Source organism: Pseudomonas sp. LBUM1641 (assembly GCF_059716235.1).
The window spans coordinates 6,291,564-6,309,549 of record NZ_CP166815.1; the positions used below are offsets into that span (position 1 = coordinate 6,291,564).

Annotated in this window: 16 protein-coding genes; 7 read left to right on the top strand and 9 right to left on the bottom strand. The window is 50.8% G+C overall.

Annotated elements, in window-relative coordinates; all coding sequences use genetic code 11:
* Positions 1 to 35 precede the first annotated feature (35 nt).
* Positions 36 to 743, top strand: a complete 708-nt coding sequence (locus tag ACA046_RS28985) for a hypothetical protein (RefSeq protein ID WP_497675421.1) — start codon at positions 36 to 38, stop codon at positions 741 to 743.
* Here ACA046_RS28985 and ACA046_RS28990 read toward each other — a convergent pair.
* Together ACA046_RS28990 and ACA046_RS28995 are read right to left on the bottom strand one after the other, a co-directional pair.
* Positions 738 to 1,793, bottom strand: coding sequence for a YagK/YfjJ domain-containing protein (locus ACA046_RS28990; protein WP_497675422.1), 1,056 nt, complete (start codon positions 1,791 to 1,793; stop codon positions 738 to 740). The two genes, ACA046_RS28985 and ACA046_RS28990, sit on opposite strands and share 6 nt — an antisense overlap.
* Positions 1,794 to 2,284: 491 nt before the next feature.
* Complete coding sequence (locus tag ACA046_RS28995) at positions 2,285 to 2,554, bottom strand: helix-turn-helix transcriptional regulator (RefSeq protein ID WP_497675423.1); 270 nt, start codon at positions 2,552 to 2,554, stop codon at positions 2,285 to 2,287.
* Between the two features lie 767 nt (positions 2,555 to 3,321).
* Here ACA046_RS28995 and ACA046_RS29000 point away from each other — a divergent pair.
* Positions 3,322 to 4,290: a DUF932 domain-containing protein gene (locus tag ACA046_RS29000; protein WP_497675424.1), complete on the top strand. Its 969-nt coding sequence runs from the start codon at positions 3,322 to 3,324 to the stop codon at positions 4,288 to 4,290.
* A gap of 67 nt (positions 4,291 to 4,357) precedes the next feature.
* Complete coding sequence (locus tag ACA046_RS29005) at positions 4,358 to 4,552, top strand: hypothetical protein (protein WP_497675425.1); 195 nt, start codon at positions 4,358 to 4,360, stop codon at positions 4,550 to 4,552.
* 11 nt (positions 4,553 to 4,563) lie between these two features.
* On the opposite strand, the gene ACA046_RS29010 is transcribed toward ACA046_RS29005, so the two are convergent.
* Positions 4,564 to 4,911, bottom strand: a complete 348-nt coding sequence (locus tag ACA046_RS29010; protein WP_497675426.1) for a helix-turn-helix domain-containing protein — start codon at positions 4,909 to 4,911, stop codon at positions 4,564 to 4,566.
* 285 nt (positions 4,912 to 5,196) lie between these two features.
* Between ACA046_RS29010 and ACA046_RS29015 the strand changes: the two genes are divergently transcribed.
* Both ACA046_RS29015 and ACA046_RS29020 read left to right on the top strand, forming a co-directional pair.
* Positions 5,197 to 5,856 carry a hypothetical protein gene (locus tag ACA046_RS29015; RefSeq protein ID WP_497675427.1) on the top strand — a complete coding sequence of 220 codons (660 nt, stop codon included), beginning with the start codon at positions 5,197 to 5,199 and terminating at the stop codon, positions 5,854 to 5,856.
* A 36-nt stretch (positions 5,857 to 5,892) separates the two neighbouring features.
* Positions 5,893 to 6,240, top strand: a complete 348-nt coding sequence (locus ACA046_RS29020) for a hypothetical protein (protein ID WP_497675428.1) — start codon at positions 5,893 to 5,895, stop codon at positions 6,238 to 6,240.
* A gap of 233 nt (positions 6,241 to 6,473) precedes the next feature.
* On the opposite strand, the gene ACA046_RS29025 is transcribed toward ACA046_RS29020, so the two are convergent.
* From ACA046_RS29025 to ACA046_RS29045, 5 genes are all read right to left on the bottom strand, one after another.
* The gene (locus tag ACA046_RS29025) at positions 6,474 to 8,282 is read right to left on the bottom strand and encodes an AIPR family protein (RefSeq protein WP_497675429.1); all 1,809 of its coding nucleotides are present in this window, start codon (positions 8,280 to 8,282) and stop codon (positions 6,474 to 6,476) included.
* The gene (locus ACA046_RS29030; protein WP_497675430.1) at positions 8,282 to 9,295 is read right to left on the bottom strand and encodes a PD-(D/E)XK motif protein; all 1,014 of its coding nucleotides are present in this window, start codon (positions 9,293 to 9,295) and stop codon (positions 8,282 to 8,284) included. Before ACA046_RS29030 ends, ACA046_RS29025 begins: the two co-directional genes overlap by 1 nt.
* The gene (locus ACA046_RS29035) at positions 9,295 to 12,114 is read right to left on the bottom strand and encodes a Z1 domain-containing protein (RefSeq protein WP_497675431.1); all 2,820 of its coding nucleotides are present in this window, start codon (positions 12,112 to 12,114) and stop codon (positions 9,295 to 9,297) included. Before ACA046_RS29035 ends, ACA046_RS29030 begins: the two co-directional genes overlap by 1 nt.
* A 13-nt stretch (positions 12,115 to 12,127) precedes the next feature.
* Positions 12,128 to 13,573, bottom strand: coding sequence for an ATP-binding protein (locus tag ACA046_RS29040; RefSeq protein ID WP_497675432.1), 1,446 nt, complete (start codon positions 13,571 to 13,573; stop codon positions 12,128 to 12,130).
* A gap of 88 nt (positions 13,574 to 13,661) precedes the next feature.
* The gene (locus ACA046_RS29045; RefSeq protein ID WP_497675433.1) at positions 13,662 to 15,263 is read right to left on the bottom strand and encodes a DNA cytosine methyltransferase; all 1,602 of its coding nucleotides are present in this window, start codon (positions 15,261 to 15,263) and stop codon (positions 13,662 to 13,664) included.
* A gap of 29 nt (positions 15,264 to 15,292) precedes the next feature.
* On the opposite strand from ACA046_RS29045, the gene ACA046_RS29050 reads away from it, so the two are divergent.
* Positions 15,293 to 15,706, top strand: a complete 414-nt coding sequence (locus tag ACA046_RS29050) for a very short patch repair endonuclease (protein WP_497675434.1) — start codon at positions 15,293 to 15,295, stop codon at positions 15,704 to 15,706.
* 31 nt (positions 15,707 to 15,737) lie between these two features.
* Here the strand turns inward: ACA046_RS29050 and ACA046_RS29055 are convergent, their stop codons facing one another.
* Positions 15,738 to 16,730: a hypothetical protein gene (locus ACA046_RS29055; protein ID WP_497675435.1), complete on the bottom strand. Its 993-nt coding sequence runs from the start codon at positions 16,728 to 16,730 to the stop codon at positions 15,738 to 15,740.
* 282 nt (positions 16,731 to 17,012) lie between these two features.
* Here ACA046_RS29055 and ACA046_RS29060 point away from each other — a divergent pair, with 282 nt between their 5' ends.
* Entirely contained in the window at positions 17,013 to 17,822 is an 810-nt protein-coding gene (locus ACA046_RS29060) for a hypothetical protein (protein ID WP_497675436.1), read from the top strand.
* The last annotated feature ends 164 nt before the right edge of the window (positions 17,823 to 17,986 follow it).

The window sequence follows — 17,986 nt, forward strand, 5'->3', positions numbered from 1 at the left end:
TGGCCCATTCAAACATTTAAGGCTAAGGAACAAAAATGTCGATTAACGGGATTGAATCAATGTTAAGTAGGTGGGCAATCTGCTCATTCGATGGTTGTATCAAGCTATTGGATGAACACCTCAACGATCTATTAGAAAAACACTACCCAAACACCACACCAAGCAGAATAAAAAACACAATAGTCGAAAGACTAGAAAAAAAAGAGATCACCAGCACATCCCTAATAATAGGTTTTGACTATATAACTAAATTCCCAGGAAATCTCGAAATCACTAGCCTTCACTATTTGGAGAGTCACTTCGCCGCCAGGTCATATGCAGAAAAGCTCTATGCTGACGGAGAATCAACAAAGGCGTTTTCTGTTCTTACACTGAGCGCGCTCAATATTGGCCAACTCGATGAACTTTTTGCAAATGCTCATGCCTGCGTACTGCCTTCATACGACGATATCAGAAGAAAAGAGACAGCGACCTTAGGGGGCGCCAAGAAAAATGAGGGCAGTAAGATTGCACAAGAAAAACTAATCGAACTACTTATTCAAAAGAAGCCAACTCATGGCTGGCCCTCCAGAAGCAACGCAGCGGCCGTTGTAGCTAAATTCTTGTATGAATTCACCAAAACGAATGCCCCCCTTCTCTCAGAAACTGCGCTTCCCAAAACAATAGAACGCTGGATGAGAGAGGATGAGACAGTAAAAGCCGCAATATTATCTACATTGAAAGAAAAACCATCCCGATCATGACTTTCGAGGCCGTCCAGCGAGGCACTTTTTCGAGGGCTCGCCTGACTTACCAAAAGTTCTCCATCCTTTTGGTAAGTTTGGCCTTACTAAGAGATCAAGCTTCACCAAATAACCAGCAGCCCTCTTAATATTTATTATCTTATCCTGCTCACCCCAACTAGTCATGCCCAGCGCATGATAGGGATAAGGCTTCTTCCCGAGACGATTATTGCAATTATAATAAACACCCTCCCCCCTAGTTATATTATTTCTCCACTCATCACCGAGCCCCTTAGCAATAGTTACATCTTCCCTAAATCTCGAACCATCTAAAAAAAGCATTACATGATAATGAAACTGCTTAACCGGACCAAACTCCAGCTTCCAAATATAACCACACACCCCATCTTTCACAACCCCACTTCTAAGACACTTCAAAAACAAAGTAAAATCATTCTTTACTCTCTCCGAGCTCATGACCCCATCCAATGAGAGCAAATAGTCAATTGAATACCCTAAATCAATTCTAATTATTAACATTCTGGAATGTTTCATAAAAAGCTTATCAATAAACGTGTTCACGCCAATACTGTTCTTTCTTACCGACCTCTCATAGTTCCTCATATAACGTTTGAACACAGGCGTCGCCGCCTCAGCCCTTATTGAGTTAACCATCGACTCAACAGCAGCAAATGCATCCTCATGGAGAGGGCTTTCGCTAATCACAGGCTCGAATAAATCCTTATCTTTAAGATGATTCCTTGCCTTTTCAAAAACAGAAACATATGGGTTAACTCGATTGGACACAAAACAATCCATGATTAAGTTCAAATCGACGCTAATTGCATGAAGTATTTCCTTCCCAAACTTATTTAGTTTAAGCCCTCCCTTGCCCCCTTTGACCGTATACTCAGCATCGCACGCGATAGACATAACAATCTTAATCAAAGACGCCATATCTTCCACACAGCTAGCTTCAGCTCCTACAAATGACCTCTTTTTATCGCCACAATCATCTATGATGTATTGATCGATAGTCGCCACTTCGAACAATCCGTCTTCATAAAACATTAACGACCTCCATCAAACGACCTTTCGCCCAAACCTTGCATCTGCAATCGGTGTAAATTCGTCTGCATCCCACCCTCCCGTATTTTTTACCACGGTGACTTGGTACCCTGCGATGCATGGAAGAACTCGACTCCTGAGCCACTCCCCCACGGTAGACGTATCACATTCAGGAACATCATGAGAATAATCCTCAATCTTTCTTCTCTTTGGCGCCCTAACGACTATACGAATACGTTCAATCTTCCAAATCTTCTCTTCAAAGCTCTTGATAGAAACCAAGACATCGCTCCATTAAAATATTGAATCTCATATGCAAATAGCGCCATCTAAAAGCTACTGCATACATCTGTATACCTAATAAATATAGACACCAAAATTGCACTGAAACCCGACCCAAAGAAACATAGGGGCAATTGATGTTTTTACCCTGTAGATCTAGTGCAATTCATCCCAAAACAAGATAAAAGTTAGCGAACATATCCAACCTATCCCTAGTCAAAATTTGATAGTTTTACCTGCTGCCTAATCCAAGCCTCTATGCTCTCTTCTAAGAAACCCACAGCGGATAGACCAATTTTCACCGGACGAGGAAAGGTGCAGTCATATCTAGGCGAGCATCGATCCAATCGGTCGTAAATTGTTGACCTCCCTAATCCAGTACGCTCCTGAACTTGTCTAATACGCAGCATTTTTGATGGTGCTTTATGCTCACAAAGCATCGCTCGACTCCTTGATCTATATCGGAGACCAAAGTCTTGCATGCTTAAGCCTTTCAACACATACGTGTGCCTAGCACCTGCATGCAGGTGCTAGGCACACGTATGCTTTTGCTGAGCAGACGCACCATATTTCGGAGACAAATCGCTGCCGGAGAACTAACTTTTTTTGTGGAGTACTAACTTTCAGAGCCCCAGCGTAGCGCTGACGCACCTAAGAGGCTGCAGTCTGTGATGAACGCATCTGATGTCGTCACTATTTCACCGACGATGCTCCCAGAGCAAACCCAATAGATTTCAACCCTACATAACCTTTACGAGACTGCTTGAGTCTCTTCCTTTTTCTACTTTCAGAATCGACTGGTGATTGAAATGATCAAGTGTCCGACGTGTGGCTCACCTTCCGTAATGAAGCGATACACGGCTAGTTCAACTGGGGCATTTCTCGGGGGGATTAGCGGCGCTCTGCAAGGGGCGGCGATTAGTATTCGTTCTTCCAACACCATCATTGGTATCTCTGCGCCAAGTAAACTGAGCAAAAGTTTGAGCTATATAGGGGCAGTCGTCACTGCGGCTTTAGTTAAAGGAGCTGCCGGCTGTGTTGCGGGAGCACAAGTCGGAGAGTTTCTCGATCAAAGCATTTTCGATACTCATATTTGCCCTGACTGCGACGCAGCATTTCAGCGAGCTCCAGCCTCGTCTCAAGAAGCAACTAGCAAGCGACCGTCATAGCTATCACTTTTTAATAAAAATTTACGCAAACCTGCTGCCTAGAGGCGGGGTTATGTACGCTAATCAAACGAGGAACACTCATGGCTCACCTGATCGATCAAATGGCCTATGTCGGTACCACACCTTGGCATGGCCTCGGCTCCGCACTTTCGCCGAAACAACCTTTGGAAATATGGCAGCGCGAAGCCGGCATGGACTGGCAGATTCAGGAAAGCCCAGTCCACTTCAAAGCCGATGCTATCGGCCACCTGGGCAGCATTCACTCTTTCCCAGAGCAAAAGGTACTGTACCGTTCCGATACCAAAGCCGCCCTGTCGGTGGTCTCTAACCGTTATCAGGTAGTACAGCCCCGCGAGGTGCTGGAGTTTTACCGGGATCTGACAGAGGTGTCTGGTTACGAGCTGGAAACCGCTGGCGTGCTGAAGGGCGGTAAGAAGTTCTGGGCGCTGGCGCGTACCGGGCAATCGGCTGAGCTTAAAGGCAATGACCAGGTTAACGGCTACCTGCTGCTGGCCACCTCCTGCGACGGCACGTTGGCCACCACGGCGACACCGACCACAGTAAGAGTGGTGTGCAACAACACCCTTTCCATCTCCCTGAACGGCGCCACCCACGCCATCAAGGTTCCACACAGCACGCGCTTTGATGCGCAAACGGTAAAGAAGCAGCTAGGTATCGCCGTCTCGCAATGGGACGAATTCATGTACCGGATGCGCGAACTCGCCGAGCGTAAGGTTCAATGGCCAGAGGCCATGAGCTTTTTTATGAGTGTGATGTGCGATACCCAAGTCGATGACCCGGTCCCCGACGTAATACGCAACAAGCGAGCGCTGGAGAAGATTCAAAACCTATACGAAGGCAAAGGTCGAGGATCTGAATTGGAGTCCGCTCGCGGCACCGCATGGGGCCTGTTAAACGCCGTGACTGAGTATGTAGATCACGAGCGCCGAGCCAGGAGCTCAGAGTATCGGGTTGACTCCGCTTGGTTCGGGCAGGGAGCGCAGATCAAACAGCGCGCACTCAACTCAGCTCTACGATTGGTAGCCTAACGTCGATCTCGACCATTACGCATGGGCGGTCGTCGCTCATGCATCTCTCAGCCTGAAGGAAAACGCGATGAATTTCATACGCTTTATGGGTCTGCTTTTTATGTTTTTCGGCATTTTGGCCAGCTGCCTGTTAGCGGTGGTACTGGCGATCCTCATGGCACGTTCCTGGCCAATCCTGATTGCAGTGCTGCTAGCTGGTTTGTTATTCGAGCTAATCACTGCAGAAGCAGGGATCGAATTATCTGCAAGCACCCAATCCTGAGCTTAAACAAGCTACTTCTGCTTCATGTAACTAACCAACTGCTCAACCATGCTCATGATAAGCAACCTTTCAGCGTGGTCGAGATCACTAATCAAATCAGCCATGCGACTGGCCTGATCTGTAGAGCGGGTACTGGTTTCTGTCAGCAACTCCGCTGTCTCGCAGTCAAAAATTGCGGCGAGCTGCATCAGTCGTGCAATGCCTGGCATGACGATACCGCGTTCCGTACGCGACACGACGTCAAAGCTCACCCCCAATTTTTCCGCGACCTCATTTTGAGTTAAGCCGCAGCGTTTGCGTTGCTTGGCAATGGCCCGTCCCACGACCACTGCCAGTTGTCTTTCTTCAGTGCCCGACATACCGCCCTCCAATTGGAGCGGAATGGTTGGGCATTGCCCACTGGACAGGAATAGCGTCACATGTCGATACTCGACATAATACGCCTACATCCAGCTATTTATGCCGAAACAAGGAGCTCACCGTGCATGACAGCCCAGCCTCGCAGAAGAAAACCGTGCTCCACAGCCCCCACGCAGCACCACCGAACAGCAAATCGTCGGCCCTACCAATCTGAACACTGCCCTAAAGCGTAGTTTTTGGGCGCTATGCAAACCCAACCCCCAATCAGAAAACTGAGCATTAAGATGAACATTAAAACCTCACTAATTAACGCAATGCTAATAGTCGTTTTACAGGCAGGTATAGCTATCACAGCCGCTGCGGATGTGGACGTTCGCGTATGCGATAAGACACCGACCCCCGCGCCGATATTATCGATCAAACATATCAACTGTTCTCTTCCAAACTCCGTATATCAATCGGTGAACCGGCCTTACGTGGATCAAAATGGAAACCGCTTCATTAAAGCGGTTCCCGGATTTCGACTTACCAGTTGCGATAGCGCAGGAACATGCGCACATCAAGGCGAGTTTATGGGAAATGCACCCGCTGGACTCTACGGTGTTACTACTGGATGGTACTTGGGCACGGATACTTCAGGCGGCGTAGTCTCTTATAAAGAGGGGACTGGCCCAGGCTACGGAGGAAAGCGTTACGAAGCACAGGCAATGAAAAAGCCATCATCAAACCGTGTAGACGTAAGCAAACTCGACGTTGTGTGCATGGCAACAGCAGTTTTTAACTGTTCGATCAATGGGCAAGACATCGAAGATCAAGACTTACCTAAATATCTTCCGCTGGTGGACAAAAAAGATGCAAAGAAACAAGGTGGCAACTGCGACTCAGTACCACTTTGCTACGACAAGAACATGATGCTCATGGGTCTCAACAAAGACTTGTTCTAAGCGTCATAAATGCCACTGTTTGCAAATGGAGACAACATGGATATTGGTGTTTATTCAGCCAGCGAAATTTCTAATGAGAACATTTCTTCAATGATCTCAGAAAAACGCTCATTCAAAATAAAAAACATCGAAGCTGATTTTTTCGCCGACACGGTGGAGACCATCGAAAAGCTAATAGAATCTCAAGGCCTTAAGTGCAGGGTATATACGGCTGGCCGTATAACAGCCCTGGGGGTTAGCGCACTCAGTATCGTTGGCGGCGTTGCCGCCGGATTAACAATCGCAGCCCACAATCTCGCTACGTTTAATCCTGATTACGAAATAGCGAAGCTATACGCGACTAAAACACTGGCTATCACTTATAAAAAAAGCCAAGCCAGCTAGCATAATCCCCATGGATGCCTTGGCTGAGCTGCAAAGCATCCATGGGGTATTCGCTACAAACATTTAATCAAGCTCCATCTGCTCACTCTGCCGATTGGACCAAGAGAACTTCCCTTGGTGCAGGCTACGCGTTGCCAGCCACACCCCAAGTCCCGATGCGCCCTCTAATGCTGGGAGAGCATCTCTCGAAACTAGGTAGCAGATAGTTCCGCCTGAAACTTGCAATGAGCCATTCAGGATATTTCCGGAATATCAGTCGCCGCCTCCGAATACCTGAAATCTCTGACTTGCCACCAGCAGTCAAGTTTCTTGGCCCATTCGGAAATCATCTTCCCGTCAGCACCACGATGAAGCGCTTCATTCACCTCATGCGCCCAAGCAGCCAGCTGTCTTTGCAGTTGGGGAGAAATGGCCTGCTCCTGCCAGACTCTATCAAAATTGAAATTTTGTCCCAGCTTGAGTGCAAGAATGGAGATCGTGTAAACCGTTATATTGCCCTGAAATGCAGGAAATAGGGGTCTGATTATCTTCTGAGCGGACTTGAACAGAATGGCCTTTGCAATCATGTCCTTAAACTCCTTCTGGTCCGGAATCACGTCCTCTCCGATATTCTCCCGCTCTCCCAGCTCATCCATAAAGGCCTGAAAGTTCTTCTGACTCCCTAACCCTACAACGTGTGGTTTCTGCTCCCATGTGAACAGAAACTTCGCCAGATCCGGTTTGGTGATCTTGCGATAGGGTGGAATGGCTAGCTGCAGCTTTTTCTTTTGAACAACAGTTGTCGCTTCTTTTTCTAGCATCACCTTATAACTACCAGCGGACCGCTCATAGAACCAGCGCCCCACACCATCCGGGCAGTATGTGCGCATTGAAAGCTTTTCCAGCTCGCGATGAAATGGCTTGTTTGCGGAAAGATCGGATTGTTTTACGACGTTCTGGCTATTGGCATAGCGAGAAATGTTAGAGATCAGTTCCTCGTCATTTCCCTGACCATTTCGAAGCACAATGATCTTCGCAGGAACTCGGACGCTGCTCAGATCTATGTCGGGATTTTTTTTCTTTGCGAAATAGATGGATGCTGTCGTCTGCCCGCCGTTAACGATTTGCATACCCTGAAGCCACAAGATACCCGTCGAACCATCAGCGGTACGATCCAGCTTGGCAGCATCAGCTACAACAACGATGCCATTGTTGTAGGCCATGAAACGGTCCGGATTGTTCCGCAAGCTATCCCGAATCCCCTTATTGACACCTCTGCTGCCAACCCCCAAAAACGAACGCACATTTGCTTCGAGAATGCGCGGCCCGTACTTCTCGTAGAGAAAGCGCAGAGCCTCACCGGGTATTGCAGTCAGGGCATAATCGTATTCGTCGTCACCAGCACCGGGAACCCATACACTCGGCAATGCGGTACCGCAAAGATCCTGAAAGTTCACCACTAGCTCATCCCGTGGCCGGCCCTGCTGCCAATGGTTGAACAGACGGTGAATGTCCATGACTTCAAGGCGTACCTGCTTGCCCTCAATATCTTGGGGCGCATAGTTCCTCGTTTTAACCTGACCGTCAGTAATTACGAAAATCCGGATGCTATCCAGCGTTTTGAATATACGTTCAACTTCTGTGACAAGCGGATAAGCCTCGTTGGTTTCATCAAGCTCTTCTGAAAGCTTGCCTGTAGCGCAAAATTTGAGAAAGTGCAGACCTTGCTTCGCCGCTCTGCCAATTTCAGGGTCCGGGATGTCTTCAATGTCCTCAAGCCCCTTATAGAGACTCACGAACAGATCCAGTCGATCAGGATTCCCCTGTTCGTCGGTTGTGTCCGAGACAGAATAGCCACTGATTTTGACCTTGTAAGATCCGACCTTAGCACCGTAGTGGCAGACCGTTGGCTCAAAGGTTATTCCCTCGTCGGCCATATGCGTCATCACATGTTCAGTAAATACGGCCTCTGCAGGCACAGGAGCTTCCCCCGGTGCAGCATCCTTCACAATCTCTTCTCGAATCGATGCCTGCGTGTCCCGCAGAAAATCCACAAGTTCCATCAAACGACTCCAAGTTGCTCAAGCACATCCGCCAAGGGATGGTTATCGGCGAGTATTAATGCCAGGTCGAGCTCGTACTGGGCTCGACGAATGGCTGTCGGGATGCCGAAAGGAGTCAGTCTAGGAAACTCCGCATCAACGAGATGCACCCTTAACTCGCTGAGCGAAAAGCGACGACTGTAGTTCTCTGCCTGCATATCCAGATACCCCGCCAGATGAAGTGCCTGCTCGAAAAGCCTGGTAGCTGCGGAATCAGGCTCCAGCAGACAGCGCAAATCCGCCACAGATTCGGGAAGTGACATTCCAGAATCCGTCGATCCGAAGCGAAGCGCTGCAAGGAAGAGTGGCGGACACTGGGATTCGTCGAGTTGATCTAGGGAGGCGATTCTCACCGGAAAGCCTTCCGTTGCCATTGTGGACTTGACCTCTATCGCCCCCATACCAATTTGAAAGTCATGAAGCCCGTCGAGCGGCCCTTTCCAACCTTGTACAGCCGAGAAAAGCAGCACGCCTTCATCAAGCAGCTTACGCAGCAGACAGAGCTCACCCACAAGCCCCAATTCGGCTTCGGGCCCGAGTCCTTCACGTCCTTTCCGCATAAATTCCTGCCACCCGCGCACCCTTCCAAGCAGTCGTTGATACACAAGTTCTTCAGTACAGCCGTTGGCGGATTCCAGCAGTCCGCATACATCGGAGACAACGGCCGCAAACAGCTCTAGGCTGCCTTCAGGTTGACGGACGATTGCAAGCCACTGGTAATCACCTGCGGCCTCCCCCAGGCCGACCCTTTCAATGCGAAATCCCTGCCCCTGAGGCAACTGCGAGGTCGGCGCCATCCTGCAGTTCGCAAAACCGACCAGAACAGCCTCCTCATTGCCCGGCGCATGCCTGGCTGCCTTGATCCTGATTGTTGCTCTTTGAAACAGATCAATCGACCGCCATCCCGGAGCCGATGCGTTGCCAGGAAGGGCCCGCCAGATACCAAGCAACTCGGAACTACTCACTGCCGCCATTACTGTTGCTGCTCCCACATTAGATTAGTGACGACATAGGGCACAGATTTTCCCGCATTGCTGGAAGGAAAGCTGATTGCAAATGCGACGACAGGCTCATCAACCCCCGAGACTTTAGAATCCTCTGGGTCAAGAAGGTACATAAGCAAAAGTCCTCTTTCGGGATGCGGTGCTACTTGCCCACGTCCCTGACCACGAACACGTCTGATGTAAGGTCCGCTTGGCATTTCGGGCAATTCCTTGCCTCTAGAACGGCCGGGGTCGGGCTTCCAATCCGTCCTAGTCCACTCAAGTGCGGCATTCCACGAGGATTCATCAAGGTCCAGAGCTTCATCCTGAGGCGACAGCAGACGACCTATCGAATACTTTTGGTCAACCTCCTGTGACTTGTTTATTCGCTTCATTCGCTTTACCGGAAAGCCTGCGACATCTTCGGTGCGGGCAACCCCGCCCCCGATGACGGCAACTGTCCAAGAGGTAAGCTCGCCCGATCGGCTCATCTCCTCAATGAAGTTCGCAAGCAGGTCACTTCTCACTTTTCGGGAGTCCGGGTGCGTCTGATACGCCCTCAGAAAGTCGACGATGGGCTGTGCCTGAATACCATCCCAACGAACCCCGCTCCACTTATCGCTCCGGCCGTTTCGACTCTGCGGAGGAATCGATGATCCCTTGCCTATGGTGCTTACAAGAGAGTTGAAAGCCGAGAGATTCTGTTCGAGCTGGGTGGGTTCCTTGAAGAAGCTAACCGTCTCGACAATGTCCCCACTGAAAGACAGATACAGTGTTTTGGCGGTCCTCATTTTCAGGGGAGAGGTCACCATCAACACCGGGTGAGAGACGACCTTGAGACCATACTGACGTGGTGTCAGCCCGCTATCTCTCATGAAGTCGAATTCGGCTCGCAACTCTTCCGCTGCGTCGGCAATGTGCTCGAACCAATCAACCAGATCCGTCGTGGTGTAGAGACGACACAAGTCCAAGTAACCCGGTCGATAGCCGAACCACCGTCCCATCTGCATCAGCGTGTCGTACATTTTGGAAGCCCGAAGAAAATAGCTAACACACAGGCCTTCAAGCGTAAGTCCTCGAGCCAGCTTGTCTCCTCCAATTGCGATGACCTTCAGCCCCGTGGCGCTGTCTACATAGTCCAACGCATCCTTTGCAGTGCCATTGATCATGCGCACATCGATCTGCTCCAACAGATCAGGTAACGCTCGTTCTATCTCGAACCAATCGTCAGCTTTACACCGAGACCCCTCTCCCATCTGCTTTTCAATTTCGTGGCTTGTCGTCCGGATGTCTCTCTCCCACAGATTGCAGAGTTCGGCCAAAACGCCCTCATGGTCAATGCGCCTTCTGAGCCGCTGCTTCAACTGCATGATGTAACTGCGAACCTGCCCGTGTACATGCTGCTGGACCAGGTTGAATCGCGTGACATGTACTAGCATCGAGCTGTGTTCGGCCCCCTGTCCGCGCAGTTGACGAATGGTGCAGGCCAGTACGAATGCGTGTATTGCCTCGACCAGCGAAGGAGGCATGACGTCGGAAGGCACATAACTGCTTTTATGGCCGACAGGCATCCAGCCGCCCTTTCCATCAGTGGAGCAGTGATCTGTGACCGGCCGAACCAGATCGAGAGTGCCGATGCGTCCATTCTCTCCCGCTAGTCCGAACACCCTTGACGGGCCGATGTAGCTGGATGGCGCGGACAGATTAGTGATAAATGCTGCTGGGAACAGATCGGGTCCTTCCTTTACCGTCTCTCCCTGCTCGTGGATATAGATGTTTGCAAACGGAGTGGCTGTATAACCGATATAGGCCTTTCTCGAGAAAGAGTGCAGTATCTGGCGAATCAGACTGTTAATAGCAGTGGGTTCATGTTCGAGATCAGGCTGGCCGTTCTCGTCCACGACCTTCTCACCGGTATCCACCGATGCATGATCCGCTTCGTCATCAACGATCAGCAGAGGAAGATGGGTTACAAGTGGACGACCGGTTTCCGGATCCGTCGTTTCTGCAACATGCTTGTGAATCCATTTCAGCAGACGCTGCAAAACTGTCTTGTTCTTCTTTACGACGAACAGCCACGGTTTTTGCTCTGGCGAGACACCAAGATTTCTCACAAACTTTGTGTTGAAGTCCCCAGTCTCGGTCCTATTGGTAACGTACTGGGGACGCAACGCAGGAGAAGGGTCAATTTTTCCAACTCCGATGGCTACGTTTCCCTCTCCCTCTATTGGGCTGGTTTCATAGCCGAGAAACCCCTCATCCAGTCTCATCTGAGTTTGGGAGCGCAGGTTATTGTGAAGCCCTGCCAGCACGATTATGATTTTGTATCCAGCATCCGCCGCCTTGCAGATAAGCCCCGTATAGTTCCCGGTTTTGCCGGACTGCACGTGGCCGACAACCATACCGCGACGATCCCAAGGACCTTCACGCCCGGGATCCTCCAGCATTGAAAGAACGTTATCGGTAGTTTCATCGAGTGCTTCTACAGCACTCCATGGCAACTTCTTTTCCTGCCACTCTCTATACCGGCGCCAGTAACGCCACTCCTTCTTGACCTCACTGGTCAGCCAAGGGACATGTCCGGCCATGTCGACAAGATAGGAGTCCTTGCCAACCCAGATACTGAACCTTCTGATGAGCTCGTCAGTGACGGCCTCACGATCCAACCCCTCAGCCTTGTTCGGCATGATCTTAAGCACCATGTCGATTTTTTGCGAAATGAGTGCAGGGGTAATCGCCAGCTTGCCCTGCTCGTCCACAATCATCTCTTGGACAAACTTAACCACACTCCATTTGTTGTCTTCGGACATTCGTCGCAGCTCCTTAAAAATTGTCTGGCAGGGCATCCACCAATGAAGGAAAAGCATGGAAAGGCTCTGTTGTCCGAAGCTGCTCCCTGGCAGAAGACGCGGAATATCCTTTCTTCTCGATCATACTGCGGTACATGACCATCAAGACCTCATTGACCTCACTGGACGGGGTCTTCTCAAAGCCTGTGCAGGGCGTATCCTTATTTTCCGCAGTATCGATCCATATCCGCTGAACAGGGACCGTCTCCTCGATGACCCGCAACATAGCTCTGATCTGCGGAAGCAATCCTCCAGCATCATCCAGTACGTCTCGTATCGCGGGGTGGTCACTGTCTATCCGGTATCGTATTCCACTGGCGAGGCGCTCAACCTTCCAGGCTTCGGCAACCTGTTTATTTCCAAGCAAGGTGGGCCGGCCTCTGTGAGCAAAGGCTCGGCGCGCACGTCCACGCGTAGCTTCGGCAAGACGGGTCAGCCATTCTCGAAGATAGACAGGGGGTCTGGCCGTGGACTTGCGGATATCAATCTTCCAGTCGGCGTCGGCAGAGTTGGGTATATCCAGACGAATTCTTGCCAATCGGTGAGCTTCGTCCTTTGTCCAAGACCTACCGGTCCCCAGACCCAGCCAACTGCCTGCAACGAGAAGGCGCTCGTTGCGATAAACATAAAACCCCTGCTGGGCCGTCCAGCCTTCAGGGCCACCAAGCACTTCAAAATCCTCGCCAGAAAGCATGTCCTTGTGCGGTAAAACATGACATTCGACTTCAATCCCCTTGAGTGTCGGGTGCTTGAATACGGGAGGGTTGTAGGGTTTCCCCGGATGGTCCGTCATGAAAGGATCCCAGGGTTTCACCGGCTGTCCGTTGAGCAGAATTCTGAGACGTGGTCGGGTTCCCTCTAGATACCTGTGGAACACCATTCCAAGATGCTGCTCGACCTTGTCGGCCAGGTTCAAAAAGTCCTGAACAGTGCTTCCCGGAGTAACGATCCGATCCAGCTCCTCCCAAAGGACCAAAGTCCCGCGACCGGCTTCAGTAAGCGGCTCTAGATACCCTTCGGAACCGGGATGGGCCCCCTCCAGCAGATGCCAGCCGCCATCGGAGCTGTTTGCAAGATAGTCAAGGTCCCAGCGCAGAGCTTGTATGCCATCCACACCTATAGTCGCCACGGTTAGTCTGCGGCACTGTGAAAAAGACGCCGTCTTAAGGCCCAGCCCAAAGCGACCAAGATCGGACGTTGCTCTCTCTTCAAGAGGGTTGCGTTCACCAAGCCTCATCGCCAGATCAAGCCCGGCAGCCGACATTCCCGCGCCGTTGTCCAAGCAGGTAATTCGACTCTCTGTCTGAGCCCAAACGAACTCGATTCTGACTTCTGAGGCGCCTGCTGCAACGCTGTTGTCAATGATGTCAGACAGTGCTGTCTGCGTGTTGTAACCCAGCCCTCGCAAAGCTTCGACCATTGCGCTGGCCTTGGGCGGAGCATTTCGGCTCTTGAATGTGTGTGACAAAATAACGCTCCCTGTCGTGCCTGCGGTGGTGGGTCAAACTCTACTTCACGTTTTTTCCGCTTCGAACGATCCGGGCAACAACATCGGCAATCTGCCGAGCCAAAAGCGGCGGAACTGCATTACCCACTTGATGGAACTGTTGCGTTCTATTGCCCAAGAAAAAGTAATTGTCGGGGAAAGTCTGCAGTCTTGCAGCCTCGCGAACAGTCAGACTTCGGCACTGCCTAGGGTCGTAATGAATAAAATAGTGACCATCCTTCGCGATATGGCTAGTTATTGTCGTGGAAGGAATACCTGCTCTCTGCACACGAAAACGGTCACTAAATTTTCCGCTTGTCCAGTTCTTGTGATCCGGCGCCAGCCCGGGAAGGTTAAAGTTCTGGTGGCCCTTGGGCGAGTCCCTGTAAGTCTCGGCAAAAGCGGCAGCGTAAACATACCTACGCAGATCGGAACTCATGTGCCCCCTAGCCTCATGATTTAGCCAGTACTTCAATCTCGGGTCATGCAGCCAGCTATCGAGAAGCGTTCCTGTCACTCCATTACCGGCGTTTTTTTTCAGTACCCGCAGTCCGCCAGAGTTTAATTCGCGACTGTCATAACTGCTGGCAAGAATGCCAAGCCTAGTCGCCAGCGCGAGCCTTTCAGGTGTCTCACTTACTAACTGAAGACACTCATGATTCAGCTCCTTCAAATGCTGACGCACTATGTCCGCCCACGCATCGGGAGAGTCTTTCAGCTTGGTAAGGGTGCTGCGCAATGGCGGCAGACGCCCAATTACCTGATCTATTGTCGGCCCCAAAACAGGGGACAGCCTGTGATCGCCAAGTGCATCGAGGTACTCCTCCGAAACACCTAGAAGTATCACTCGATGCCTGGCTTGGGGAATGCCGTACTCTTCAGCCCGAATGATGTAGTTGCTTGGTTCGATGCTGTCCGGATCTGCTCCACTTTCGTAGATGTCATCGGCGACGAGAGAACAGATTCTATACTTCGGACCATTACCACTTTCTCCAAACGCCGCGTCAGGGTCAGCAAGGTCTCGCAAAATCTGGGGAAACATCGGCTCGCCAGCGACCTGTGACGAAAGAATGCCTTTCACGTTTTCCATCACGAAAACTGCAGGCCTCTTTTTTTGAATGATTCTCAAATATTCGCGATAGAGGAAATGTCTGTGATCATTTTCTGCACGATAATCCACCTTTCCACGATTTCTGGCTCGACCTACTATTGAATAGGCTTGGCACGGCGGGCCCCCAATGAGAACCCATGGCCTAGTCTCATCAAGACGGCTTGCCAGCATTTTATCTAGTCCGGTATTGCCCGCTTCGGTACCGAGCTCCAACAATTGTGCTTCGTTGTCGGCATGTCTCCAAGCCTCAAGACTCTTGGTCGTATAGGGCTCAGGAACATCAGCAGTTTCACAAAAGTTATAGTAATCCTCGAGGGCTTCGGGTTGTCTACTCTTCAGCAGACGATAGAAGGCCCTGAGCCGGAGGGTGGAACGCGCGGAAACCTCCATTTCGGCCGATACCTTGATCTCGAAGGTGTCACCGTTAATGTCCGAATGAGAGGAAAAGCCCTCTCCTAGACCTCCGGGACCAGCAAAGAGATCCACAACCTGAATGGGATAGGTACGACTCATGAAACCACGCTATTTTGAGAAAGTACGAAATGGATGTAGTTGACCGCGCCACCAGATCCCGAATGATGTCCGGGATCAAGGGAAAAGACACCAAACCGGAACTGGCTGTCAGGCGGTTTCTGCATGCACATGGTTACCGCTTCCGACTTCATCGCAGGGACCTGCCAGGAAAACCGGACATTGTACTGCCTCGACTGAAAGTCTGCATTTTTGTGCACGGATGTTTTTGGCATCGTCATACCGGCTGCAAATACGCAGTTTTGCCTAAAACACGTGTCGATTTCTGGACAGAAAAACTGGAATCTAATGTAGATAGAGATCGCAGGGTAATGCAGGAACTGTTCAGCAACGGATGGTGCGTTTTTACAGTATGGGAATGTGAGCTCAAAAATCCGGATGCGGCATTGCGCGCACTGCTCGAACGCCTGAAAACTCTGGAGTAGCAGCACCCGAGGGCAACGGGGATTAACGCCCTCACAAGGCCTCATCCAAAACGAGCAATACGCCCGCAACCCAGGGGTGGCATACCCACCCACCTGATTGGTTTTTTTTCAGATAGTGGTTCAAAGATCCCGATAGAATTTTATTAATATCCGTCACGTTATACCCCAACACGAGCTCCGCGTGAGCCGCTCGATCTCCCGGATTGTCTGCAAAGTATCGCAGGAGATCTAGGGCTACCGTGCCGAGTTTGGCGGTACGTTCTACAAGCACCCTCTCCTCAGGCGATCTTGTGCGTGCAGATGAAGGAGGGATTGACTCTTCATTTAAAAGAGCTCCGTCAAAGGGCCCGACTAAACCTGGAATAACTGTGCCTTTTTCCGAAGAGCGGTAGCTGCCGATAGCTCCCTGTATTTGGCCTGCAACGGCCCTCAGGTCTCTATCGTCTATTTCGGGGATCTGTATCTCATCTGCTGCCGTCCAGTCCCAACCCTGCAGACTTTCATCTTCGGCAACTGCATCACTTTCTATATTTGTCTCAGAGGTAATAAACGTAGGATCTGAATTCGCTGAACAAACAACAGCACTTGATATTTCGCTGCAAAATAATTGGGTCTGCAGCTGTCTGCTTAAACTTATAGCGTCGTATTTCTCGCATAAAAAGTCGACTAGCAGCTCGCGTGCATCCTGCTCTAGCCCCATGAAAGCAAGGGATGAAAATGCGCGCACAACCCCATCAGGCAGGTTGTCTTTGAAAATCACGCGAAGAAGCTCGGAGCATTCCTCTCGACGCTCGGGGAGTGACTTCGGCACCAGATGTGCGACAAGCGCTCCCCATTCGGGCCGACCAGGGCGCTGATCGGGACCTGAGATTTCAATCCCGTTTTCGACGTGAATGCAGCCGTCCTCTACTGGACACAGCCGCTCTCTGTAGATAACGGCAAGCCGCCGCCCATCGATCTGGAGAGGGCATGCAATGCGGTCAACCTCCTTCCCGCAAGACATCACCCTTACCGTCAATTCCATATCCCTCTCGCCCAAATCGGTAAGTTAGCACCACCCGGCATCCGAATGCTGGCCGTACGCCGCATCATGCCCACAAAGAATGCTTTTTCCAAGAAGAGTTGATTCCGGCCAGACCAGAAAAAGCTCACATGGGCCAGAACATGAGGTCGGCTTTCGCCTCGTACTAAAAGCCCTCCTTCAAGTAGACTTGTTACGTAAAAACTCTTGCCACACAGGAACAATGTTCCCAGCATTACGCAAGGCAAAACGCAGCGGTGCCCTATAGGGGCGGAGCAGGAAGACATGACAATCAAAAAACAAGCTAAACCTACTGAAACACTTTTGACCTTCGAGGTTTTTTTCAATGGTGAGCTGTTTCAAACCGTCGAGTTTTCCAGCCTCCGCAAATGCAACAACTGGCGCGAAAATAGCCTAGAGACACCGTTCCTTTATGTGATCAAAACACCTGACTGCAACCGTGAGAGCTGCATCGAGCTTTCCAAACGCTACTTCTCGACCAAACACCGTGTGTACCCGGATCTATTTGAGCGCCCTGAGTGGGACGTCGTGACGGAGGCAGAGCTGCAACAACTTGCAGAGACTCGCATTGTGCGGGAAGCCCGCGAGCGCACAGGTGTACCGCTTTCCGTCCAAGTCGGAAGCGGTAAATACGACGTCACCATCGTTCACTTTGACAAGCCCATGCGTGACCGTGTTGAGATCATCAAGGGTCACCTGAGCCGCGAAGAAGCTTACGAATTCATTCGCCACTACGGCACCGATGTCGTTACAAAAGTAGGGACGCCAACTGAAGAGGAAATGAGGCCAGTGACTGAAATGGATCAAACCGAGCGCCAGCAGCTGATCCTGAACACGCTGCTAGACACTATCAAGCCAGAAAAAACCGGCTGGCGACAAATCATCAAAGCTATTGAAGCGCTGAACGTGGTCAAACCAGACGGCTGGCTGGAAGTACGCGAGATGCTTCAATACGCTTTGGATCAAGGTCGTGTAGCTCGCCCTGAATTCGATCCACATGCCGATGACGAGTATTACTTCGCAGTCACCCCCGCAACCCCTGCAAACACGGAAGCTGAAGAATACCGTTCGTAAAGAGAAAGAACCGATGATGAGCTTTAGTGCGTGTGTTGCATGGAGCTCATCAAGAAACTCCTAAGAGCGAAGCCCGGCACTAGGGTGTCGCACGGCTGTTGCGTACGAATCTCCGGCGCAGAGCAGCTAGCAGCACAAGACCGTTCTCCCTTCCACTCCCTGCC

Coding starts and splice junctions, on each gene's coding strand:
- ACA046_RS28985 (WP_497675421.1), top strand. CDS start 36: ATGTCGATTAACGGGATTGAATCAATGTTAAGTAGGTGGGCAATCTGC.
- ACA046_RS28990 (WP_497675422.1), bottom strand. CDS start 1,793: ATGTTTTATGAAGACGGATTGTTCGAAGTGGCGACTATCGATCAATAC.
- ACA046_RS28995 (WP_497675423.1), bottom strand. CDS start 2,554: ATGCAAGACTTTGGTCTCCGATATAGATCAAGGAGTCGAGCGATGCTT.
- ACA046_RS29000 (WP_497675424.1), top strand. CDS start 3,322: ATGGCTCACCTGATCGATCAAATGGCCTATGTCGGTACCACACCTTGG.
- ACA046_RS29005 (WP_497675425.1), top strand. CDS start 4,358: ATGAATTTCATACGCTTTATGGGTCTGCTTTTTATGTTTTTCGGCATT.
- ACA046_RS29010 (WP_497675426.1), bottom strand. CDS start 4,911: ATGTCGGGCACTGAAGAAAGACAACTGGCAGTGGTCGTGGGACGGGCC.
- ACA046_RS29015 (WP_497675427.1), top strand. CDS start 5,197: ATGAACATTAAAACCTCACTAATTAACGCAATGCTAATAGTCGTTTTA.
- ACA046_RS29020 (WP_497675428.1), top strand. CDS start 5,893: ATGGATATTGGTGTTTATTCAGCCAGCGAAATTTCTAATGAGAACATT.
- ACA046_RS29025 (WP_497675429.1), bottom strand. CDS start 8,282: ATGGAACTTGTGGATTTTCTGCGGGACACGCAGGCATCGATTCGAGAA.
- ACA046_RS29030 (WP_497675430.1), bottom strand. CDS start 9,295: ATGGCGGCAGTGAGTAGTTCCGAGTTGCTTGGTATCTGGCGGGCCCTT.
- ACA046_RS29035 (WP_497675431.1), bottom strand. CDS start 12,114: ATGTCCGAAGACAACAAATGGAGTGTGGTTAAGTTTGTCCAAGAGATG.
- ACA046_RS29040 (WP_497675432.1), bottom strand. CDS start 13,573: ATGGTCGAAGCTTTGCGAGGGCTGGGTTACAACACGCAGACAGCACTG.
- ACA046_RS29045 (WP_497675433.1), bottom strand. CDS start 15,263: ATGAGTCGTACCTATCCCATTCAGGTTGTGGATCTCTTTGCTGGTCCC.
- ACA046_RS29050 (WP_497675434.1), top strand. CDS start 15,293: ATGGATGTAGTTGACCGCGCCACCAGATCCCGAATGATGTCCGGGATC.
- ACA046_RS29055 (WP_497675435.1), bottom strand. CDS start 16,730: ATGGAATTGACGGTAAGGGTGATGTCTTGCGGGAAGGAGGTTGACCGC.
- ACA046_RS29060 (WP_497675436.1), top strand. CDS start 17,013: ATGACAATCAAAAAACAAGCTAAACCTACTGAAACACTTTTGACCTTC.